This is a genomic window from Variovorax sp. GW531-E2 (assembly GCF_059423125.1).
The window spans coordinates 37,883-57,468 of sequence record NZ_JBWKXQ010000007.1; the positions used below are offsets into that span (position 1 = coordinate 37,883).

A 19,586-nucleotide genomic window follows, 5' to 3' on the forward strand; every position below is an offset into this window, starting at 1 on the left:
GGCCCGGCTATGGCGGCGATAGCCAAAGCCCTTTGCGGCCCTGCCGCCGACCCCCTCAACCCCCTCGATAGAACATGAACGAAGGCCACCCCGTCCAGGCCCTGTGGTGCGATCCCGCCGACGGCGTCGTCGCACGGATCGTGCGCGCGCTCGACGAGCGCCAGCTGCATGCGGCGCGCACCGTGGTGCTGGTGCCGTATGCGCAGCTGATGGCGGTCGCGCGCGGCATGTGGGCGCGCTGCGGCAGCCCGGGCTTCGTGCCGCGCTTCGAGACCACGCACAACTGGGCGCGCAGCGCGGGCGGCTTCCTGCCATCCGGCTACGACATCGCCTTCGACATGGCGCGCGACCTGGTCACGGCCCAGGGCCTGCTTGCGCAGTCGGGCTTCCAGGCCGAACGCTTCGCGCTCGCGGGGCGCGTGGTCGAGCTGGCCTACCAGCTGGCGCCGCTGGCATCCGCCGTGGCGCCTGACGTGCGCGGCAGCGACTGGGCCCAGGGGGCGTCCAAGGTGGCCGACGCCGGCAGCGAGTCGGAGTGGTTCCGCATCGAGAGCGCGCTGATCCGCGTCGCCGTGGCCTGGGCCGCGAACTCGGGCTACGCGACCGACGTGCTGCTGCGCGATGCGGCGCGCAGCCAGGTCGATGCGCTGATCGTGCTCGAAGGCTTCCAGACCGATCCGCTCACGCAGGCCCTGTGCGCGCTGTGGGGCGATCGCGCGATCCGCATTCCGCTCGTGCCCGCCGATGCCCCGCCGTCTGCGGCCCACGCGCACGTGGCGCTCGACCCCGAGGACGAGGCCCAGCTGGCCGCCGCCTGCGTGCTGCAGCACCTGGCCGAGGGCCGCGCGCCGGTTGCGCTCGTCGCCACCGACCGCGCGCTCACCCGCCGCATCAGCGCCCAACTGAGCACCCAAGGCATCGTCACGCACGACGAAACCGGCTGGAAGCTGTCCACCACGCGCGCCGCCGCCACACTGATGAGTGCCTTGCGCGCCTGCGCGCACGACGCGGCCACCGACCAGGTGCTCGAATGGCTCAAGAGCGGCGCCGAGGTCGATGTGTTCGCCGTGCAGTCGCTCGAAATGCGCCTGCGACGCGAAGGCGTGCGCGACTGGCAGGCATGGTGCGCGTTGATGGCGCGCAGCGACAAGCCGCAGGACGAGGGCTTGCGCGCCTTCACCGTCACCATCGAAACCCGCCGGGCCCCGATGGCGCGCGCGCGCTCGCTGGCCGAGTGGCACCGTGCGCTGCGCGAGCTGTTGACGGCCGGCGAGCAATGGGAAGCGCTCACCGCCGACTTCGCGGGCGCCAAGGTGATCGCCGCCCTCTGGCTCGATGCCGACGCGCACGGCGAGGAAGACGAGTTCCCCGGCGGACGCCACAGCCTGGCCGAGTTCACGGCCTGGGCGCGCGACGTGCTCGAAGACGCCAGCTTCGTGCCGCCCGCCGGCGACGAGGCGCCCAGGGTGTCCGTGCTGCCGATGTACCAGCTGCTGGGCCGCGTCTTCGGCGCCGTCGTCATTCCCGGCTGCGACGACCGCCGCATGCCCGCGTCGCCCGAGCCGCCGGGCAACTGGAGCGCGGCGCAGCGCCTCGACCTGGGGCTGGCCTCGCGCGAGGTGCTGGAGGCCGCACAGCGCGCGGCCTGGGCCATGGCCACGCGCAACCCGAGCTGCGACCTGGTCTGGCGCCATTCCGACGCCAGCGGCGAGCCTGTGCGCCCGAGCCCGCTGGTGCAGGCCCTGCAGCTCGCGCACGCATTGCAGTCGGGTGTCGATCCGCGCACGCCGCGCGACGTCGCCGTCACGCCGACCCTGCGGCCCACGCCCTCGGGCGCGCTGCTGCCGCTCACGAATGTGTCGACCAGCGTCTACGAAGACCTGCGCCGCTGTCCCTATCGCTTCTTCGCGCTGCGCCAGCTGGGCCTGCGCACCGCCGACGAGCTCGATGCCGAGGTCGACAAGCGCGACTTCGGCAACTGGCTGCACGCGGTGCTCGGCCAGTTCCACGAGACCCTGCGCGACGCGCCAATAGGCGATGCGCAAGCGCGCGCCACGCTGCTGGCCGACACCGCGCGCGATGTCACGCAGACCCTCGGCTACTCCGACGCCGAGTTCCTGCCCTTCGCCGCGGCGTGGCCGGCGGTGCGCGACGGGTATCTCGACTGGCTCGCGAAACATGAAGCGGACGGGGCGGTCTTCGTCGAGGCCGAGCCCTGGAAGGAACAGCCCCTGGGCATCCTGCGGCTGGTCGGCCGGCTCGACCGCGTCGACCGCACGGCCGACGGCCAGCCCTTCGTGATTGACTACAAGACCGAGACCGCCTCCGTCACCAAGGAGCGCGTGAAGGACCCGACCGAGGACACGCAGCTCGCCTTCTACGCAGCGCTGGTGGCCGACGACACCTTGCGCGCGGCCTACGTCAACGTGGGCGAGAAGTCGTCCGGCACGCAGACCGTCGAGCAGCCCGCCGTGGTCGAGGCGCGCGATGCGCTGGTCGCCGGCATCATCGAGGACTTCGCGCGCATCGCGCAGGGCGCGCCGCTGCCGCCGCTGGGCGAGGGCAGCGTCTGCGATTTCTGCGCCGCGCGCGGCCTGTGCCGCAAGGATTTCTGGGAGGTCACGCCATGAACGGCGCTGCCTACGAACACAACGGCCGGCACGTCGCGCGCGAGGCCTTCTACACCGTCGCCTGCGATCCGCGGCGCTCGGTCGCGGTCGAGGCCTGCGCGGGCGCCGGCAAGACATGGATGCTGGTGTCGCGCATCGTGCGTGCGCTGCTCGAAGAGGGCGATTCCGCCTGCGAGCCGCACGAGATCCTGGCCATCACCTTCACCAAGAAGGCCGCCGGCGAGATGCGCGAGCGGCTCGACCAGTGGCTCGCGCTGTTCGCCGAACTCGATCCGGCCGCGTCGCAGCGCGAGCTCGTGATGCGCGGCATGACGCCCGAGGCCGCGCAGGCGGCTGTGCCGCGCCTGCAGGGGCTCTATCGGCGGCTGCTCGAAGGCGGGCGGCCGGTGCAGTTCCGCACCTTCCACGCGTGGTTCGCGGGCCTGCTGCGCAACGCGCCGCTGGCCGTGCTGCGCGAGCTGGGGCTGCCCGCGAACTACGAACTGCTCGAAGACGATGCGGAGGCGCGCAACCACACCTGGCGGCCGTTCTTCGAGGCCGTGACTGGCGATGCGCGCGCGCTGGCCGACTACTACGCCGTCGTCGCCACGCACGGCCGCTCGCAGACGGCGAAGGCGCTGGGCGAGGCGCTGTCGAAGCGGGTCGAGTTCTCGCTGTCCGATCCGCAGGATGCCGTGACGCCGTTCGACGTGCTGTACCCGGCCCTGCAGGGGCTGGAGCTGCCGACCGACGCGCTGCGCGGCGAGGCCGTGCGCCGCCGCTGGCTCGACCGCGCCGCCGCCCTCGGCCGCGAGGCCAACAAGACACCGCAGAAGGCGGCCGAAGCGATCATCGATGTGTTCGGCACGGGCGAGCCCGCGCCTGCAGCGCTGGCCGACGCGCTCGCCGTGCTGCGCAAGACCTTCTTCGTCGCCACCGAAGACCGGCTCACCAAGAACCTGCAGAAATTCCCCGCCGCGCAAGAGGCCGAGACCGAACTGCAGCTGCTGTGCGCCGCGCAGGCCCAGCACGCGGCATGGCTGTACCAGCAACGCATGACGCGGCTCACGCGCCTGCTGATCACCGCGTTCGGCGAGGTCAAGCGCGCGCACGGCTGGGTCGACATGAACGATGTCGAACAGGCCGCGCAGCTGCTCTTGGGCCAGTCGGCGCTGTCGGGCTGGGTGCAGGAGCGGCTCGACGCGCGCGTCGCGCACCTGCTGATCGACGAGTTCCAGGACACCAACCCGCTGCAGTGGCAGGCGCTCTACGGCTGGCTCAGTGCCTACACCGGCGCGGGCGGCAGCGCGCCGCGCGTGTTCATCGTGGGCGACCCCAAGCAGAGCATCTATCGCTTCCGCCGCGCCGAGCCGCAGGTGTTCATCGCCGCCAAGAAGTTCGTGCGCGAAGGGCTCGGCGGCGAACTGCTCAACTGCGACCACACGCACCGCAACGCGCGCGCCGTGGTCGGCCTCGTCAACAGCGCGATGCTGGCCGCGCAGGCGGCCGGCGAGTTCGACGGCTACCGTGCCCACACCACCGAGCGCGGCGACGACGGCGAGCTGCTGAAGCTGCCCGCCATCGACCGCGACGCGCTGGACACCGCCGTGGCCGCCGCGCCGGCCGACGACGGCATGCTGCACTGGCGCGACAGCCTCGTCACGCCGCGCGTGCTCCCCGAAGAACAGCTGCTGCAGAAGGAATGCGAGCAGGCCGCGCGCTGGGTCGCGCAGCGCATCGCCGACGGCACGCCGCCGCGCCAGATCATGGTGCTGGCGCGCCGCCGCAGCCGGCTGTCGGCCATGCAGGACGCGCTGCGCCGTCGCCACATTCCTGTGCAGCAGCCCGAGAAGAACGACCTGAACGACGCCCCCGAAGTGCAGGACGTGGTCGCGCTGCTCGACGCGCTGGTGTCGCCCGCGCACGACCTGTCGCTGGCGCGCGCGCTCAAGTCGCCGCTGTTCGGCATTGACGACGACACGCTGGTGCAGCTGGCCCGCTGCCAGCGCGAGACACCGGTCGCCAGCTGGTTCTCGCTGATCCAGAAGGGCGAAGGCCTGCCGCCCGTGCTGACCGAGGCGGGCGTGCAGCTGCGCCGCTGGCAGCGCTGGCTGATGGCGATGCCGCCGCACGACGCGCTGGATGCGATCTTTCACGACGGCGACGTGCTCGCGAAGTTCGGCGCCGCGGTGCCGGCGGCCTTGCGCCAGAGCGCGCTGGCCAACCTGCGCGGGCTGGTCGCTGCCTCGCTCGACATCGACGGTGCGCGCTTCGCGACGCCTTATGCCCTGGTGCGGGCCTTGCGCGCGGGCGGCGTGCGTGCGCCCACCGTGGCCGCGCCCGAGGCGGTGCAGCTGCTGACCGTGCACGGTGCCAAGGGCCTCGAAGCCGACACCGTGCTGATGCTCGACTGCGATGCCCCGCCGCCGCGCGCGCAGACCATGGGCGTGCTGGTCGAGTGGAAGGGCAGCGACAGCGCGCCCACGCGCTTTGTGTTCCTGGCCAGTGAGAAGACGCCACCGGCCTGCGCCGCCGCGCTGCTCGAGGAGGAGCAGCGCGCGCGCCACCGCGAAGAACTCAACGGGCTCTACGTGGCGACCACGCGGGCCCGCGAGCGGCTGGTGCTGTCGTCGGTGAAGCCGTCGCGCGCCAACGAGGGCAGCTGGTGGGCGCGGCTGGAGCCGCTGTGCGAGCCGACCGAGGCCGACGAGCCGTTGGTCGAAGCTTCCGCCGCCGGCGATACCGGGGTGGGCACCTTCGCGATGAAGCGCCTGCCCGCACCGCTCGTGGCTGCAACCGGTGCGCCACCCGAAAAGAAGAAGGCACAAGACGCCACGGTCGACGCGCGCGCCGCCGCGTTCGGCCAGGCCATGCACCGGCTGCTCGAATGGGCGGTGCCCGGCGAGGCGCTGCCACCGGCCCATGTGCGGGCGGCCGCGCGCGAATTCATGCTCGACCCGCAGCAGGCACGTGGCGCCGCGGCGCTGGCCCAGAGCATCCGCGCGGGCGCCGGTGCCTGGGTGTGGGACGATCGCAGCATCGACTGGCATGGCAACGAAGTCACGCTGGTCCACGAGGGCGATACCTTGCGCATCGACCGGCTGGTGCGCGAGCGCGCCACCGGCGCATGGTGGATCCTCGACTACAAATCGGCCGCGCGCCCCGAACGGGACGCGGCCCTGATCGCACAGATGCAGCGCTACCGCGCTGCCGTGCAACATGCCTACCCCGGTGCCACGGTGCGCGCCGCGTTCCTGACCGGGCAGGGCGAACTGGTGAATCTCGAATGACTGTTTCTTCTACCGTCGCCGTCATCGGCGGCGGACCTGCCGGCCTGATGGCGGCCGAAGTGCTGAGCGCGTCCGGCGCGCAGGTGCATGTGTACGACGCGATGCCCTCGGTGGGCCGCAAGTTTTTGCTGGCCGGCCGCGGCGGCCTCAACCTCACGCACTCCGAGCCCTTCGACGTGTTCGTGACCCGCTTCGGCGAGCGCCGCGCGCAACTCGAGCCGCTGCTCGCCAAATTCGGTCCGCAACAGGCGCGCGAGTGGGCGGCCGGACTGGGCATCGAGACCTTCGTCGGCACCTCGGGCCGCGTGTTCCCGACCGACATGAAGGCCGCGCCCTTGCTGCGTGCCTGGCTGCATCGCCTGCGCGCCGCGGGCGTGCAGTTCCACATGCGCCATCGCTGGGTGGGCGACGGGGCCTTCGATGCGAACGCGCTGCGCTTCGCGACGCCGACGGGCGAGGTCAGCGCCAAGGCCGATGCCGTGGTGCTGGCCCTGGGCGGCGCGAGCTGGGCGCGCCTGGGCTCCGACGGCGCGTGGGCACCGTGGCTGCAGGCGCAGGGCGTGGCGGTGGCGCCGCTGCTGCCGGCCAATTGCGGCTTCGACGGCGCAGGCTGGAGCGAGCATTTTTCAAGCCGCTTCGCGGGGCAGCCCTTCAAGTCGGTCGCGATCGCCTTCACCGACAGCCAGGGCCGGCACTTCGCGCGCAAGGGCGAGTTCGTCGTCACGGCCACCGGCATCGAAGGCAGCCTGGTCTACGCGGCGTCGGCGCTGCTGCGCGACGAGATTGCAGCGAACGGCAGTGCGACGCTGCTGCTCGACCTGCTGCCCGACCGCAGCGCCGAACAGGTGCTCGCCGCGGTGAAGCATCCGCGCGGCGCGCGCTCGCTGAGCAGCCACCTCAAGAGCCGTCTCGGCATCGAGGGCATCAAGGCGGGCGTGCTGCACGAGGCGCTGAGCAAGGAAGCGATGCAGGACCCGGCGCAGTTGGCGGCCACCATCAAGGCGGTGCCGTTGAAGCTGGTCGCGACGCGGCCGGTCGACGAGGCGATCAGCACGGCGGGCGGCGTGCGCTTCGACGCGCTCGATCCGACCCTGATGGCGACGGCGCTGCCCGGTGTGTTCGCGGCAGGGGAAATGCTCGACTGGGAAGCGCCGACCGGCGGCTACCTGCTCACGGCGGCGATGGCCAGCGGCGCGGCTGCAGCGCGCGGCGCGATCCAGCGGCTGGGGCTATAGCCGCAGGCCTGCTCAGCGCTCGCAGGGCCAGAAGAACACCTGCTCGGGGTCGTCCGCATCGAGGTTCTCGATGTGGCCGCTTTCCCTGAACCCGGCTTCCTTCAGCAGCGATTGCATCGCCCCGTTGGAGCGGTTCGTGGAGGTGAAAAGCTTGGGGCGTTCGCAGATCGACTTGAAGTGATCGACGAGCCGCAGGCCGAGTCGCCTGCGACGAAACCTTTCGCCGACCATGAGCATCTCGATGAAACCGCAGTCGAAGAAGTGGTGGTGCAGGACGCCGTAGGCGGCGATGTCGCCATCCACCTCGATCACATGGCAGAAGCGATCTTCGATCCAGCCTTGGATCTGCACGGCGCGGCACGCATCGTGCGCGGCCACGGTGTCGAGGCGCTCCAACGCTTCGAGATCGCTGATGCGGGCGGGCCGGATGTCCAAGTTCATGGATGGCTGCGCGAAGTTCTGGGAATTTGAGGTGCCCGGGGCCGGTAACCCCTGGACACGGCGCGTAAGTTCTCTGAAAAGGAACTCACGGCTTCTGGATGTTAGGTTGACGAGCCTTACCCCTGGCACTGACTACGCAGTTAGGGCTGCTTGGTTCCCCACCTGACCCGGTTGGCCACTTCACCATGCAGGGAGGCCCGTCAGCCTGCATTCTAACCGCGCGGATTTGCCCCCTTGGCCGGGGCGTGAATCATTTCGACGGCGGATGGGAAACAAGCGTGAAGTGACCCCCGCCGCGCCTTTTAGAATGCCCGCAATGTCTTATCTCGTGCTCGCTCGCAAGTTCCGTCCGAAAACCTTCGGTGAGATGGTCGGTCAGGGGCATGTGGTCCAGGCGCTGGAAAACGCGCTGACGACGCAGCGCCTGCACCACGCCTATCTGTTCACCGGGACGCGGGGCGTGGGCAAGACCACGGTGTCGCGCATCCTGGCCAAGTCGCTCAACTGCCAGGGCCCGGACGGGCAGGGCGGCATCACCGCCACGCCCTGCGGCGTCTGTCAGGCCTGCCAGGACATCGACTCGGGCCGCTTCGTCGACTACACCGAGCTCGACGCGGCCTCCAACCGCGGCGTGGACGAAGTGCAGTCGCTGCTCGAGCAGGCGGTCTACAAGCCGGTGCAGGGGCGCTTCAAGGTCTTCATGATCGACGAAGTGCACATGCTCACGAACACCGCGTTCAACGCGATGCTCAAGACGCTCGAGGAGCCGCCCGAGTACCTCAAGTTCGTGCTGGCCACGACCGATCCGCAGAAGGTGCCGGTGACGGTGCTGTCGCGCTGCCTGCAGTTCAACCTGCGGCCGATGGCGCCCGAGACGGTGCTCGAACACCTCACGAGCGTGCTGCAGACCGAGCAGGTGCCGGCCGAGCCGCAGGCGCTGCGCCTGCTGGCGCGCGCCGCGCGCGGCTCGATGCGCGACGCGCTCTCGCTCACCGACCAGGCCATCGCCTTCGGCAACGGCGAGCTGCTCGAGACCGGTGTGCGCCAGATGCTCGGCAGCGTCGACCGCGGCCATGTGTTCCGCCTGATCGAAGCGCTGGCACAAGGCGACGGCAAGACCGTCGTCGACACCTCCGAGGCGCTGCGTCGCGACGGCATGTCCGCCGCGTCCACGCTCGAAGAAATGACGGCGGTGCTGCAGGCCATGGCCGTGCTGCAGGCCGTGCCCTCGCGCGCCGAATCGGCCGACGCGGCCACCGACCCCGACGCGGCCGACACGGCGCGCCTGGCGTCGCTGATGCCCGCCGACGAGACGCAGCTGCTGTACAGCCTGTGCCTGCATGGGCGTGGCGAGCTGGGCCTGGCGCCCGATGAGTACGCGGCGCTGACCATGGTGCTGTTGCGGCTGCTGGCCTTCAAGCCTTCCCACGCGGCCGCCTCGACGGCCTCCACGGAAAAAAAAACTCTGAATGACGCCGGTAGCGCCGCGCCGCGGGCTCCCGCGCGCGAAGCCACCCCGGTTTCCCGGCCTTCGGTGCCCGATCCGACACCTGCTGCCGCGCCTTCGCAACCGCCCGCGCAACCCGCGCCGGCCGGCCAGCGGCTCGCGGTGGTCGATGCCCCGCAGCGCCAGCCCATGCCTCGGCCTGCCCCGCAAGAGGCGTCCGACGCCCCCGCAGCCCATGTCGTCGGCGTGCCGATCCGCGTGCAACCGCCGCCCGGCCAGCGCGACGTGCCGCGCGAAGAAGAACAGCGCAGCACCTACACCCCGATCCCGCCGAGCGAAGAGGGCGACTTCTGGCATGCCACGGTCATGCAGCTCGTCGCCGCCGAAAGCGTCGCGGCACTGGCGCGCGAGCTCGCGCTGCAGTCGCAGCTGGTGGCGCGCGACACCGACCAGTGGATGCTGCGCATCGAGCGCGAAACCCTCAACCAGCCGTCCAGCCGAGAGAAGCTCACGGCGGCGCTGCAGGGCCTCGGCCACAATGTGAGGCTGGCCATCGAGATCGGCGGCGTGGTCGACAGCCCGGCGCGCCGCAACAAGCAGGCGGCCGACGAGCGCCAGCGGGTGGCCGAGGAAGCCATCCGCAGCGACCCCGAGGTGCAGATGCTGATGCGCGACTTCGATGCGAAGATCGTGCCCGGATCGCTGAAGCCCCTCTGAAGTCGGCGCTGCAGTCGCCGCATTTTTCGACCGTATTCTTTCCATCACCAACCCATCACAGACAGGACCAACGATGTTCAACAAAGGACAACTGGCCGGCCTCATGAAGCAGGCGCAGGCAATGCAGGACAACCTCAAGAAGGCCCAGGAAGAACTGGCACACATCGAGGTCGAAGGCGAGTCGGGCGCCGGTCTCGTCAAGGTCGTCATGACCTGCAAGCACGACGTCAAGCGCATCACCATCGACCCCAGCCTGCTGGCCGACGACAAGGACATGCTCGAAGACCTCGTGGCTGCCGCCTTCAACGCCGCCGTGCGCAAGGCCGAGGAAACCAGCGAGCAGAAGATGGGCAAGCTCACCGCCGGCATGCCCGGCCTGCCGCCCGGCATGAAGCTCCCGTTCTAAGCGAGGCATGGCAGACGCCAGTTCGCTCGATGCGCTGGTCGATGCGCTGCGCCGCTTGCCCGGTGTCGGCGTCAAGTCGGCCTCGCGCATGGCCTTCCACCTGCTGCAGCACGACCGCGAGGGCGCGCAACTGCTCGCGCGCGCGTTGCAGCAGGCGGCAGGCCAGGTGCGGCACTGCGAGCTGTGCAACACCTTCACCGAAGCGCCGATCTGCCATGTCTGCATGGACTCGCGGCGCGACGGCACCAAGCTGTGCGTGGTCGAGACGCCGGCCGACCAGGCCGCGCTCGAACGCACGGGCGCCTTTCGCGGCTACTACTTCGTGCTCATGGGCAAGCTCAGCCCGCTCGACGGCATCGGGCCGAAGGACATCGGCCTGCAAAAGCTGTTCGACCGCGCGCGCGATGGCACGGTGAGCGAGGTCATCCTCGCGACCAACTTCACCGCCGAAGGCGAGGCCACGGCGCACGTGATCGGCGAGGCGCTCAAGCAGCACGGGCTCACCGTGACGCGTCTCGCGCGCGGCGTGCCGGCCGGCAGCGAGCTCGAGTACGTCGACCTCGGCACCATCGCGCACGCGCTGGTCGATCGCCGCTGACGCGCGGCCTGTTCAAGGCCGCGCTCGTTCTTCCCTCTTGTTGTCGCTACCATGACCTTCTCCCTGCTCACCATCGCCTACTGGTGCGTGTTCATCGCCTGCGGGCTGCCGTACCTCGCGGCATGGATCGCGAAGGCGGGCAGCTTCGGCGTGCGCGACAACATGCATCCGCGCGACTGGGCCGCCAAGCAAAGCGGCTGGCGCGCACGCGCCAACAGCGCGCAGGCCAACAGCTTCGAAGGCCTGCCGTTCTTCATCGGCGCGGTGCTCATTGCGCACCAGCTCGGCGTGGCGCAGGCGCGGCTCGACATGCTCGCGGTGGCCTACGTCGTGCTGCGCGTGATCTACCTCGGCCTGTACATCCGCGGCGCGCCGAGCGCGCGCAGCGCGGTCTGGGCACTCGCGTTCCTGGTCAATATCGCGATACTTTTTCTGGCGCGATAGCGCCTTGGCGAAGGCTTCTCCAGGAGGCCTTCGTGCTTACGTGAAAACCCGCACGGGATGACCCCGATGCAGGCCCACAGGGCGCACGCCTAAGCTCGATTCAGTTCACCAGAATCACAGAGCCCGCAGGACCGCGCCATGCTTCATCGCAGAACCCTCATCTCCGCCTCCGCAGTCGCTGCCGCAGCGATTGCATTGCCGCGGGTCTTTGCGCAGCAGGCCAAGCTGGAGAAAACCAAGGTCTCGATCGCGGTGGGTGGCAAGGCGGCGTTCTACTACCTGCCGCTCACCATCTCCGAGCAGCTGGGCTACTTCAAGGCCGAAGGGCTCGAAGTGGAAATCTCCGACTTCGCCGGCGGTGCGCGCGCACTGCAAGCGGTGGTGGGTGGCTCGGCCGACGTCTGCTCGGGTGCCTACGAGCACACGATCAACCTGCAGGCCAAGAACCAGTTCTTCCAGGCCTTCGTGCTGCAGGGCCGCGCACCGCAGATCGCGGTGGGCGTGTCGACGAAGAACATGGCGGGCTACACCGGCATCCAGGACCTCAAGGGCAAGAAGATCGGCGTCTCGGCGCCGGGCTCCTCGACCAACATGGTGGCCAACCTCGTGCTCTCGCGCGGCGGCCTCAAGGCCAGTGACGTGAGCTTCATCGGCGTGGGCGTGGCGGCCGGTGCGCTCACCGCGCTGCGCTCGGGCCAGATCGACGCCATCAGCAACACCGATCCGGTGATGACCATGCTGGAGCAGAAGGGCGACGTGAAGATCATCAGCGACACGCGCACGCTCAAGGGCACCGAGCAGGTGTTCGGTGGGCCGATGCCCGCCGCTTGCCTCTACGCGCCGATCGACTTCATCCAGAAGCACCCCAACACCTGCCAGGCGTTGGCCAACGCGATCGTGCGCGGCCTGAAGTGGCTGCAGACGGCGGGGCCGGGCGACATCATCAAGACCGTGCCCGAGACGTATCTGCTGGGCGACCGCGCGCTGTACCTCGCGTCGTTCGACAAGGTGCGCGAGTCCATCGCCACCGACGGCCTCGTGCCGGCCGAAGGGCCGAAGACGGCGCTCAACGCCATCGCGAGCTTCGACACCTCGGTCAAGGCCGACAAGATCGACCTCGCCAGGACCTACACCAACGATTTTGCAAAGCGTGCGAAAGACAGGTTCAAAGCCTGATTGCGAACGTTCAGCAACCCGGCTTCGGCCGGGTTTTTTCTTCCGGAGCGCCATGTCCGACTACGCCCTCGAACTCCTTTCCATCCGCTGCACCTTCCATTCGAAGGACGACCCGGGCCAGCGCTACACGGCGGTGGACGACACCACGCTGCGCATCGGCGCGGGCGAGTTCGTCTCGGTGGTCGGGCCCACGGGCTGCGGCAAGTCGACGCTGCTGAACGTGGGCGCGGGCTTGCTCGAGCCGTCGTCGGGCGGGGTGAAGGTGTTCGGCCAACCGCTCACGGGCGTGAACAAGCGTGCGGGCTACATGTTCCAGACCGAGGCGCTGATGCCGTGGCGCAGCGCCATCGACAACGTGAAGGTGGGGCTGCAGTACCGCGGCGTGCCCGACGCCGCGGCGCACGCGCAGGCCGAGGCCTGGCTCTCGCGCGTGGGCCTTTCGGGCTTCGGCGACCGTTACCCGCACCAGCTCTCGGGCGGCATGCGCAAGCGCGTGGCGCTGGCGCAGACGCTGGTGCTCGACCCCGACATCATCCTCATGGACGAGCCCTTCAGCGCGCTCGACGTGCAGACGCGGCAGCTGATGGAAAACGAAGTGCTCGAACTCTGGAGCGCGAAGAAGAAGGCGGTGCTCTTCATCACGCACGACCTCGATGAGGCGATTGCGATGAGCGACCGCGTGGTGGTGCTGTCGGCCGGCCCGGCGACGCGGCCGATCGGCGAGTTCGTGATCGACCTGCCGCGTCCGCGCGACGTGGCCGAGGTGCGCACGCAGCCGCGCTTCGTGGAGCTGCACCGCCAGATCTGGGAGGTGCTGCGCGACGAGGTGCTCAAGGGCTACGCGCAGCAACTGAGGAAGGCCGCATGATGCCGCGCCTCGATGCACGCCATGCGCGCTTCTGGCAGCTCGCGCTGCTGGCCGTGATCCTTGTGCTGTGGCACGTTGCTTCGCGCAACGACCAGATCGCGTTCTTCCTCGGCCAGCCGATCGTGGTGGCGGGGCGCATCTGGAGCTGGTTCCTGCCCTTCGAGGTGCCGCCGAACCTGCTGTTTCCCGAAGGCCTGAAGGGCAATGCCGACATCTACCGCCACCTGGGCACCACGCTGCTCGAAACGGTGCTGGCCTTCGGCATCGGCACGGCGCTCGGGCTGGGCTGCGGCCTGTGGCTGGCGCTGGCGCCCACGGCGAGCCTGATCCTCGATCCGTACATCAAGGCCGCCAACTCGATGCCGCGCGTGATCCTCGCGCCGATCTTCGCGCTGTGGTTCGGCCTGGGCATCTGGAGCAAGGTGGCGCTGGCGGTCACGCTGGTGTTCTTCATCGTGTTCTTCAACGTCTACCAGGGCGTGCGCGAAGTGAGCCCGGTGGTGCTGGCCAACGCGAAGATGCTGGGCGCCAACCAGCGGCAGCTGCTGCGCACGGTGTACCTGCCCAGCGCCACGAGCTGGGTGTTCTCCAGCCTGCACACCTCCGTGGGCCTGGCCTTCGTCGGCGCGGTGGTGGGGGAGTACCTGGGCTCGGCGCGCGGCGTGGGCTACCTGATCCTGCAGGCCGAGGGCACCTTCGACGTGAACACGGTCTTCGCCGGCATCGTGGTGCTCACGGCTTTCGCGCTGGCGCTCGACGGGCTCGTGGGCCTGATCGAGAAGCGGCTCATGAAGTGGCAGCCGCGCAGCGGAGAGACTGAAAAGCTCTGAGCCGCGCGTTCAGCGCGTTCAGTGGGTCTGGCGCGTTTCGGTGTTGACCTGCACCAGCGCGCGTCCCGCGAAGAGGCCGCCGGACATCTCGAGCACCAGCCGTTCCTTGTCGCGGCGGCGCAGGTCGTCGATCACTTCGTCGGCTTCCTCGGGCGTGGCGCCCAGTGCGACCACGCCCTGGCGGCCGAAGGCCATGGCCGATTCGAAGGTCTCGCGGATCTGGTAGTCGACGTCGAGCTTCACGAGCTCCACCGCATGCTCGCGATCGAAGGCGCGCACCATCAGGTGCGCATGCGGGAACTCGGCCTTCACGTGTTCGGCGATGCGCGTGGCCACGGCGCGGTTGTCGATGCACACCATGATCGCGCGGGCGTTGTGCGCGCCCGCCGCGTGCAGCACGTCGGCGCGTGCGCCGTCGCCGTAGTACACCTTGAAGCCGAAGTCGGCGGCGTCGCGGATCACCTGCGTGTCGTTGTCGATGATGGAGATGGACGCACCGCGCGCCAGCGCGCCCTGGATCGCGATCTGCCCGAAGCGGCCGAAGCCGATGACGAGCACGTTGCCGGCCAGTTCTTCGGCTTTCTCCACGCCCTCCATCGAGGCCTGCGCGGTGGGCGCGAAGCGGCGATGCGCCAGCACCACCAGCGGCGTGAGCGCCATCGACAGCACCACCACCGCCGTCATGTTGGCGTTGACCGTCGGGCTGATGACCTTGGCGGCGAGCGCCGACGAGAACAGCACGAAGGCGAACTCGCCGCCCTGTGCCATCAGCACGGCGCGGTCGAGCGCATCGGCGGGCGAACTCTTGGCGAGCCGCGCCACGCCGTAGATGCACAGCGCCTTGACCACCATCATCGAGATCACGCCCGCGACGATGAGCTGCCAGTTCTGCGCCACCACCGCGAGGTCGAGCGACATGCCCACGCCGATGAAGAACAGCCCGAGCAGCAGCCCGCGGAAGGGTTCGATATCGGCTTCGAGCTGGTGGCGGAAGGTCGATTCGGAGAGCAGCACGCCGGCCAGGAAGGCGCCCATGGCCATCGACAGGCCGCCGACCTGCATCAGCAGCGCCGCGCCCAGCACCACGAGCAGCGCCGCGGCCGTCATCACCTCGCGCGCCTTGGAGTTGGCGAGCACGCGGAACAGCGGATTGAGCAGCCAGATGCCGGCCGCCACCAGCGCCGCGAGCGCACCCACGGCAATGCCGATGCCGATCCAGCGCGAAGGCGCAATGGCCTGTTGCGCCGCATCCACCGGTGCGATGAAGGCGACGATGGCCAGCAGCGGCACGATCAGCAGATCTTCGAAGAGCAGCACGGCGACGATCTTCTGGCCGCGCGGCGCGGCGATGTCGCCGCGTTCACCGAGCAGCTGCATCACGATGGCCGTGGAGGTGAGCACGAAGCCCATCGCACACACGAACGAGACGGCGAGCGGGAAGCCGAAGGCCATGCCCACGCCGGTCAGCAGGATGCCGCACACCACCACCTGCAGGCTGCCCAGGCCGAAGATGTCGCGCCGCATGCTCCACAGGTGCGACGGGCGCATCTCGAGCCCGATCACGAAGAGGAACATCACGACACCGAGTTCGGCCGTGTGAAGGATGGTCTGCGGGTCGGTGAAGAGGCCGAAGCCGAAGGGCCCGATGGCCAGGCCCGCCGCCAGGTAGCCGAGCACGGAGCCCAGCCCGAGCCGCTTGAACAGCGGCACGGCCACGACGGCGGCCCCCAACAACGTGACGACCTTGATGAGATCGCCCGCGCTTCCTTCGACTGCCATGGCCTGTCCTCCTGATGTCGCTTCTCTTGTCCGGGCCCGGCACCGCCCGCCGGCAGGGCAGGGGTCAGCGCTTGCGCTTGGACGGCGTGCCGCCGCGCGGCTGGCGCACCACAGCCTGCTTGGCGCTGCTGCTGCCGCGTGCGGCGGCCTTCACCGGCGCGCCGCCGCGCTTGGATGTGACCACCGCCGCGCCCCGGCCACGCGCGGGCGCGGCACCCGAGCCGACGCGCGCCGCGGGCGTGGCGCGCACCGGCAGGTACACGACCACGCTGTAGCCGCGCTTGAAGGCGTGGTTCTGATTGACGTCGTTCCAGTCGGCCACGGCCGCGGGCTTGAGGTTGTAGCGGCGCGCGATGCTCGCCACGTTGTCCGAGCGGCCGGCCTTGACGGTGGTGCGGCGCGTGATGATCTCGGGCTGGAAGCTCAGGTGGCCGCCGTCGGCCACGACCGCCGCCACGTCTTCCTTCACGCGTGCGCCGCGGGGCACGATCAGCGTGGAGCCGGCCTTGATGAGCATGCGCGGCGGCACGTTGTTGAGCGCGCGCAGGTCCGATTCGCTCATGCCCGAGCGCTGGGCGGCGTCGGCCACCGTCATGGTGGTGGGCACGACCCAGGCGGTCCAGCTGGCGTACTGGCCCTGCGTGTAGGCGTCGAAGTTGCGCTTGAAGACCGCCGCGTTGTCCCAGGGCAGCAGGATCTCGGAGGTGCCGGCCGCGATCAGCACGGGCTTGTGGGCGGCGGGGTTGAGCGCGCGGAAGTCCTCGATGCGCACGTCGGCCAGCTTGGCCGCCAGTTCCACGTCGAGGTCGCGCGTGAGCGGCACGGTCTGGAAGTAGGGGTGGTTGGCGATCAGCGGCAGCTCGGCGTTGAAGGCCTGCGGGTTGGCCACGATGTTCTTCACGGCCTGCAGCTTGGGCACGTACAGTCGGGTCTCGGCCGGCATCGACAGGTCGCTGTAGGTGGTGGGCAGGCCCAGGCGCTGGTTCTTGGCGATGGCGCGTCCCACGCTGCCTTCGCCCCAGTTGTAGGCGGCCAGTGCAAGCTGCCAGTCGCCGAACATGCCGTAGAGCTTTTGCAGGTAGTCGAGCGCGGCGCGGGTGGAGGCCACCACGTCGCGGCGGTCGTCGCGGAAGATGTTCTGCTTCAGGTCGAAGTCGGTGCCGGTGGCGGGCATGAACTGCCACATGCCGGCGGCGCGCGCGCTGGACACGGCCTGCGGGTTGAAGGCGCTCTCGATGTACGGCAGCAGCGCCAGCTCGGTCGGCATGTTGCGGCGCTCGAGCTCCTCGACGATGTGGAAGATGTACTTGTTCGAGCGCTCGGTCATGCGCTGGATGTAGTCGGGCCGGCTGGCGTACCACTGCTCGCGGTCGCGCACCAGGTCGCTTTCCAGGTTGGGCATCTTGAAACCGCGACGGATGCGATCCCACATGTCGGCGGGCGGTGCCAGCGTGACCACGCTCTGCGAACGCGCCTGGCCGCTGGTGAGCGGGCTGAGGTTGCTGTCGCGCGGATAGACCGGGGTGGCGCTGCCCGACGGGCGGGCGCCCGTGCCGCCGGCGGAGGCGCCGGCCTTGGCGTTGGTGGAGGAAGAAGCGCTGTTGTCCGTGCCCGCGCAGCCCGCGAGTACCAGGGAGCCTGCAAGGCAGGTGGCAACGATAAATTTCATCGGAAGTCGTTTTTCCATTGGCGCAGGGCGGCGAACACCTCGGCTTCGGCGGCATCCGCGGAAAGCTCGGCATGGGCCCGCACTGCTCGAAAGACGGTGGCTTCGCGGCTGCGAAGAAAGGGGTTGATCCGGCGTTCGATCGCCAGTTGCGACGGCAGCGTGGGCTGCCCCTGTGCGCGCAGGCTTTCGCAATGCGCGTTGTAGTGAGTGAGTTCGTCGTTGCCGGGTTCCACGGCGCGGGCGAACTTCAGGTTAGCAAGTGTGTATTCGTGCGCACAGCACACGCGCGTGTCGCCGGGCAGCGCCGCCAGGGCGTCGAGCGAGGCGAGCATCTGCGCGGGCGTGCCTTCGAACAGGCGGCCGCAGCCGCCGGAGAAAAGGGTGTCGCCGCAGAACAGCACGGGGGCCTGCGCGGCCGAGGCCGGCAGGAAGTAGGCGATGTGCCCGGCCGTGTGGCCCGGCACGTCAATGACCTCGAAGCGCAGGCCCAGGGCCTGTGCGACGTCGCCTTGCACCAGCGGCGTGAAAGGCTCGGGGATGCGCTCGCGCGCCGGGCCCCACACCTTCGCGCCCGTGGCCGCATGCAGCGCGGCCACGCCGCCCGTGTGATCGGGGTGGTGGTGCGTGACTAGAATCGCGGCCAGCTGCAGCTTGTGGTGCGCCAACGCATCGAACACCGGTTGGGCATCGCCCGGGTCCACCACGATGGCGTGGTGCCCGTCGTGCAGCATCCAGATGTAGTTGTCAGCAAAAGCGGGCAGCGGAACAAGGGTCATGAGCGGTCAAATTATAGGTTTGCAGGATTGGTTCGCGACCCCCCCCGGCCGCTACCTCCTGGCCTGGGAGCAGGCCCAGTTCGACGAGGCGGTGGCCGATGTTTTCGGTTACCACGCCTTGCAGCTCGGGGCCGCCGAGGTCGACGGGCTGCGCGCCAACCGCATGCCGCACCGCTGGCTGGCCCTGACCGACCCGGTGCGGGCCGGCAAGGCCACGCTGGTGACCGATTTCGCCGCCTTGCCGTTCGCGGCCAACAGCCTCGATCTCGTGGTGCTGCCGCACGCCTTGGAACTCAGTCCCGATCCGCACGCCACGCTGCGCGAGGTCGAGCGGGTGCTGGTGCCCGAGGGGCGGGTGGTGATCTGCGGCCTGAACCCGACCAGCCTGTGGGGCCTGCGGCAGCGCCGCGGGCACCTGTACCGCCGGCTGGGCCTGGGCGAAACCTTCCTGCCCGAGGCCGGCGAGTTCATCGGCTACTGGCGCATGCGCGACTGGCTGCGCCTGCTGAGCTTCGAGGTGGAGTCGGGCCGTTTCGGCATCTACCGGCCGGCGGTGCGCAGCGACGCCTGGCTGGAGCGCTCGCGCTGGATGGACGCCGCCGGCGAGCGCTGGTGGCCGATCTTCGGCGCCGCCTACTTCCTGGTGGCGGTGAAGCGCGTGCGCGGCATGCGCCTGCTGAGCGCCGACTGGCGCCGCAGCGGCGCGCGGGCGACGGCGCCGGTGCCCATCGCGGGCAAGGTGCACCGCAGCAAGCAGTGAACGAACGAATCCATGGACGCGGGCGGCATCGCCCCCATGACGCTAGAGAAAAAAGGAACAGTCAGTTTGAACGAAGTCGTGATCTACACCGATGGCGCGTGCAAGGGCAACCCGGGACCGGGCGGCTGGGGCGCGTGGCTCAAGTCGGGCCCCACCGAGAAGGAACTGTTCGGCGGTGAACTCAACACCACCAACAACCGCATGGAACTCACGGCCGTGATCGAAGGGCTGGCCGCGCTCAAGCGGCCCTGCAAGGTGCTGCTGTACCTGGACAGCCAGTACGTGCGCATGGGCATCACCGAATGGATTCGCGGCTGGAAGGCCAAGGGCTGGCTCACCTCGACCAAGCAGCCCGTGAAGAACGTCGAGCTCTGGCAGAAGCTCGACAAGCTGGTGTCCGAGGGCGGCCACCAGATCGAGTGGCGCTGGGTCAAGGGGCACTCAGGCGATCCGGGCAACGAGCGGGCCGACATGCTGGCCAACAAGGGCGTGGACAAGGCATTGGGGCGGCTCTGACTGTCGAGACTGTCTGTTCGTGAGA

16 protein-coding genes and 1 other RNA gene are annotated in these 19,586 nt (G+C 69.6%); 12 read left to right on the top strand and 5 right to left on the bottom strand.

The genetic code is table 11. The features are described from left to right. Positions 1–74 precede the first annotated feature (74 nt). From AC07XP_RS06795 to AC07XP_RS06805, 3 genes are read left to right on the top strand one after another with little or no spacing between them, the layout of a single operon-like run. On the top strand, positions 75–2,630 hold the full coding sequence (locus AC07XP_RS06795) for a PD-(D/E)XK nuclease family protein (protein WP_495264184.1): 2,556 nt from the start codon (positions 75–77) through the stop codon (positions 2,628–2,630). Beyond that, positions 2,627–5,899 (top strand): UvrD-helicase domain-containing protein, encoded by a 3,273-nt coding sequence (locus AC07XP_RS06800; protein WP_495264185.1) that lies wholly within the window; start codon positions 2,627–2,629, stop codon positions 5,897–5,899. The genes AC07XP_RS06795 and AC07XP_RS06800 overlap by 4 nt, the downstream gene beginning before the upstream one ends. Further along, on the top strand, positions 5,896–7,134 hold the full coding sequence (locus AC07XP_RS06805; protein ID WP_495264186.1) for a TIGR03862 family flavoprotein: 1,239 nt from the start codon (positions 5,896–5,898) through the stop codon (positions 7,132–7,134). The genes AC07XP_RS06800 and AC07XP_RS06805 overlap by 4 nt, the downstream gene beginning before the upstream one ends. Before the next feature lie 12 nt (positions 7,135–7,146). Here the strand turns inward: AC07XP_RS06805 and AC07XP_RS06810 are convergent, their stop codons facing one another. Together AC07XP_RS06810 and ffs are read right to left on the bottom strand one after the other, a co-directional pair. After that, complete coding sequence (locus AC07XP_RS06810) at positions 7,147–7,575, bottom strand: GNAT family N-acetyltransferase (RefSeq protein WP_495264187.1); 429 nt, start codon at positions 7,573–7,575, stop codon at positions 7,147–7,149. Positions 7,576–7,680: 105 nt separating this feature from the next. Beyond that, an RNA gene (ffs, locus tag AC07XP_RS06815) (signal recognition particle sRNA small type) lies at positions 7,681–7,777 on the bottom strand. Positions 7,778–7,891: 114 nt separating this feature from the next. On the opposite strand from ffs, the gene dnaX reads away from it, so the two are divergent. The 7 genes from dnaX (at position 7,892) to AC07XP_RS06850 (ending at position 14,061) form a co-directional block, all read left to right on the top strand. Next, on the top strand, positions 7,892–9,739 hold the full coding sequence (gene dnaX / locus AC07XP_RS06820; protein ID WP_495264188.1) for a DNA polymerase III subunit gamma/tau: 1,848 nt from the start codon (positions 7,892–7,894) through the stop codon (positions 9,737–9,739). 73 nt (positions 9,740–9,812) lie between these two features. After that, on the top strand, positions 9,813–10,145 hold the full coding sequence (locus AC07XP_RS06825; protein WP_007836669.1) for a YbaB/EbfC family nucleoid-associated protein: 333 nt from the start codon (positions 9,813–9,815) through the stop codon (positions 10,143–10,145). 7 nt (positions 10,146–10,152) lie between these two features. Then, a complete protein-coding gene (recR, locus tag AC07XP_RS06830) occupies positions 10,153–10,743 on the top strand; it encodes a recombination mediator RecR (RefSeq protein WP_062473120.1) in 591 nt (196 codons plus the stop codon). Between the two features lie 51 nt (positions 10,744–10,794). Further along, on the top strand, positions 10,795–11,187 hold the full coding sequence (locus AC07XP_RS06835; RefSeq protein ID WP_447744740.1) for an MAPEG family protein: 393 nt from the start codon (positions 10,795–10,797) through the stop codon (positions 11,185–11,187). 138 nt (positions 11,188–11,325) lie between these two features. Then, complete coding sequence (locus AC07XP_RS06840; RefSeq protein ID WP_062473116.1) at positions 11,326–12,363, top strand: ABC transporter substrate-binding protein; 1,038 nt, start codon at positions 11,326–11,328, stop codon at positions 12,361–12,363. Between the two features lie 52 nt (positions 12,364–12,415). Continuing rightward, positions 12,416–13,231 (top strand): ABC transporter ATP-binding protein, encoded by an 816-nt coding sequence (locus tag AC07XP_RS06845; protein WP_495264189.1) that lies wholly within the window; start codon positions 12,416–12,418, stop codon positions 13,229–13,231. Further along, positions 13,228–14,061, top strand: a complete 834-nt coding sequence (locus AC07XP_RS06850) for an ABC transporter permease (RefSeq protein ID WP_062473112.1) — start codon at positions 13,228–13,230, stop codon at positions 14,059–14,061. Before AC07XP_RS06845 ends, AC07XP_RS06850 begins: the two co-directional genes overlap by 4 nt. Before the next feature lie 18 nt (positions 14,062–14,079). On the opposite strand, the gene AC07XP_RS06855 is transcribed toward AC07XP_RS06850, so the two are convergent. From AC07XP_RS06855 to gloB, 3 genes are all read right to left on the bottom strand, one after another. Beyond that, the gene (locus tag AC07XP_RS06855) at positions 14,080–15,840 is read right to left on the bottom strand and encodes a monovalent cation:proton antiporter-2 (CPA2) family protein (RefSeq protein ID WP_095950227.1); all 1,761 of its coding nucleotides are present in this window, start codon (positions 15,838–15,840) and stop codon (positions 14,080–14,082) included. A 64-nt stretch (positions 15,841–15,904) separates the two neighbouring features. Next, the gene (locus AC07XP_RS06860) at positions 15,905–17,509 is read right to left on the bottom strand and encodes a transglycosylase SLT domain-containing protein (protein WP_495264190.1); all 1,605 of its coding nucleotides are present in this window, start codon (positions 17,507–17,509) and stop codon (positions 15,905–15,907) included. Beyond that, complete coding sequence (gloB, locus tag AC07XP_RS06865; protein WP_390343511.1) at positions 17,506–18,285, bottom strand: hydroxyacylglutathione hydrolase; 780 nt, start codon at positions 18,283–18,285, stop codon at positions 17,506–17,508. Before gloB ends, AC07XP_RS06860 begins: the two co-directional genes overlap by 4 nt. On the opposite strand from gloB, the gene AC07XP_RS06870 reads away from it, so the two are divergent. Together AC07XP_RS06870 and rnhA are read left to right on the top strand one after the other, a co-directional pair. Then, positions 18,284–19,045 carry a class I SAM-dependent methyltransferase gene (locus AC07XP_RS06870; RefSeq protein ID WP_223301333.1) on the top strand — a complete coding sequence of 254 codons (762 nt, stop codon included), beginning with the start codon at positions 18,284–18,286 and terminating at the stop codon, positions 19,043–19,045. The genes gloB and AC07XP_RS06870 overlap by 2 nt on opposite strands. Positions 19,046–19,111: 66 nt before the next feature. Continuing rightward, on the top strand, positions 19,112–19,561 hold the full coding sequence (rnhA, locus tag AC07XP_RS06875; protein ID WP_062473103.1) for a ribonuclease HI: 450 nt from the start codon (positions 19,112–19,114) through the stop codon (positions 19,559–19,561). The last annotated feature ends 25 nt before the right edge of the window (positions 19,562–19,586 follow it).

What these genes read in the sequence shown, in the direction of transcription:
- AC07XP_RS06825 (WP_007836669.1), top strand. Translation starts at nt 9,813, where the DNA reads ATGTTCAACAAAGGACAACTGGCCGGCCTCATGAAGCAGGCGCAGGCA.
- AC07XP_RS06850 (WP_062473112.1), top strand. Translation starts at nt 13,228, where the DNA reads ATGATGCCGCGCCTCGATGCACGCCATGCGCGCTTCTGGCAGCTCGCG.
- AC07XP_RS06855 (WP_095950227.1), bottom strand. Translation starts at nt 15,840, where the DNA reads ATGGCAGTCGAAGGAAGCGCGGGCGATCTCATCAAGGTCGTCACGTTG.
- AC07XP_RS06810 (WP_495264187.1), bottom strand. Translation starts at nt 7,575, where the DNA reads ATGAACTTGGACATCCGGCCCGCCCGCATCAGCGATCTCGAAGCGTTG.
- AC07XP_RS06860 (WP_495264190.1), bottom strand. Translation starts at nt 17,509, where the DNA reads ATGAAATTTATCGTTGCCACCTGCCTTGCAGGCTCCCTGGTACTCGCG.
- AC07XP_RS06800 (WP_495264185.1), top strand. Translation starts at nt 2,627, where the DNA reads ATGAACGGCGCTGCCTACGAACACAACGGCCGGCACGTCGCGCGCGAG.
- AC07XP_RS06845 (WP_495264189.1), top strand. Translation starts at nt 12,416, where the DNA reads ATGTCCGACTACGCCCTCGAACTCCTTTCCATCCGCTGCACCTTCCAT.
- AC07XP_RS06840 (WP_062473116.1), top strand. Translation starts at nt 11,326, where the DNA reads ATGCTTCATCGCAGAACCCTCATCTCCGCCTCCGCAGTCGCTGCCGCA.
- AC07XP_RS06870 (WP_223301333.1), top strand. Translation starts at nt 18,284, where the DNA reads ATGAGCGGTCAAATTATAGGTTTGCAGGATTGGTTCGCGACCCCCCCC.
- gloB (WP_390343511.1), bottom strand. Translation starts at nt 18,285, where the DNA reads ATGACCCTTGTTCCGCTGCCCGCTTTTGCTGACAACTACATCTGGATG.
- AC07XP_RS06835 (WP_447744740.1), top strand. Translation starts at nt 10,795, where the DNA reads ATGACCTTCTCCCTGCTCACCATCGCCTACTGGTGCGTGTTCATCGCC.
- recR (WP_062473120.1), top strand. Translation starts at nt 10,153, where the DNA reads ATGGCAGACGCCAGTTCGCTCGATGCGCTGGTCGATGCGCTGCGCCGC.
- dnaX (WP_495264188.1), top strand. Translation starts at nt 7,892, where the DNA reads ATGTCTTATCTCGTGCTCGCTCGCAAGTTCCGTCCGAAAACCTTCGGT.
- AC07XP_RS06805 (WP_495264186.1), top strand. Translation starts at nt 5,896, where the DNA reads ATGACTGTTTCTTCTACCGTCGCCGTCATCGGCGGCGGACCTGCCGGC.
- AC07XP_RS06795 (WP_495264184.1), top strand. Translation starts at nt 75, where the DNA reads ATGAACGAAGGCCACCCCGTCCAGGCCCTGTGGTGCGATCCCGCCGAC.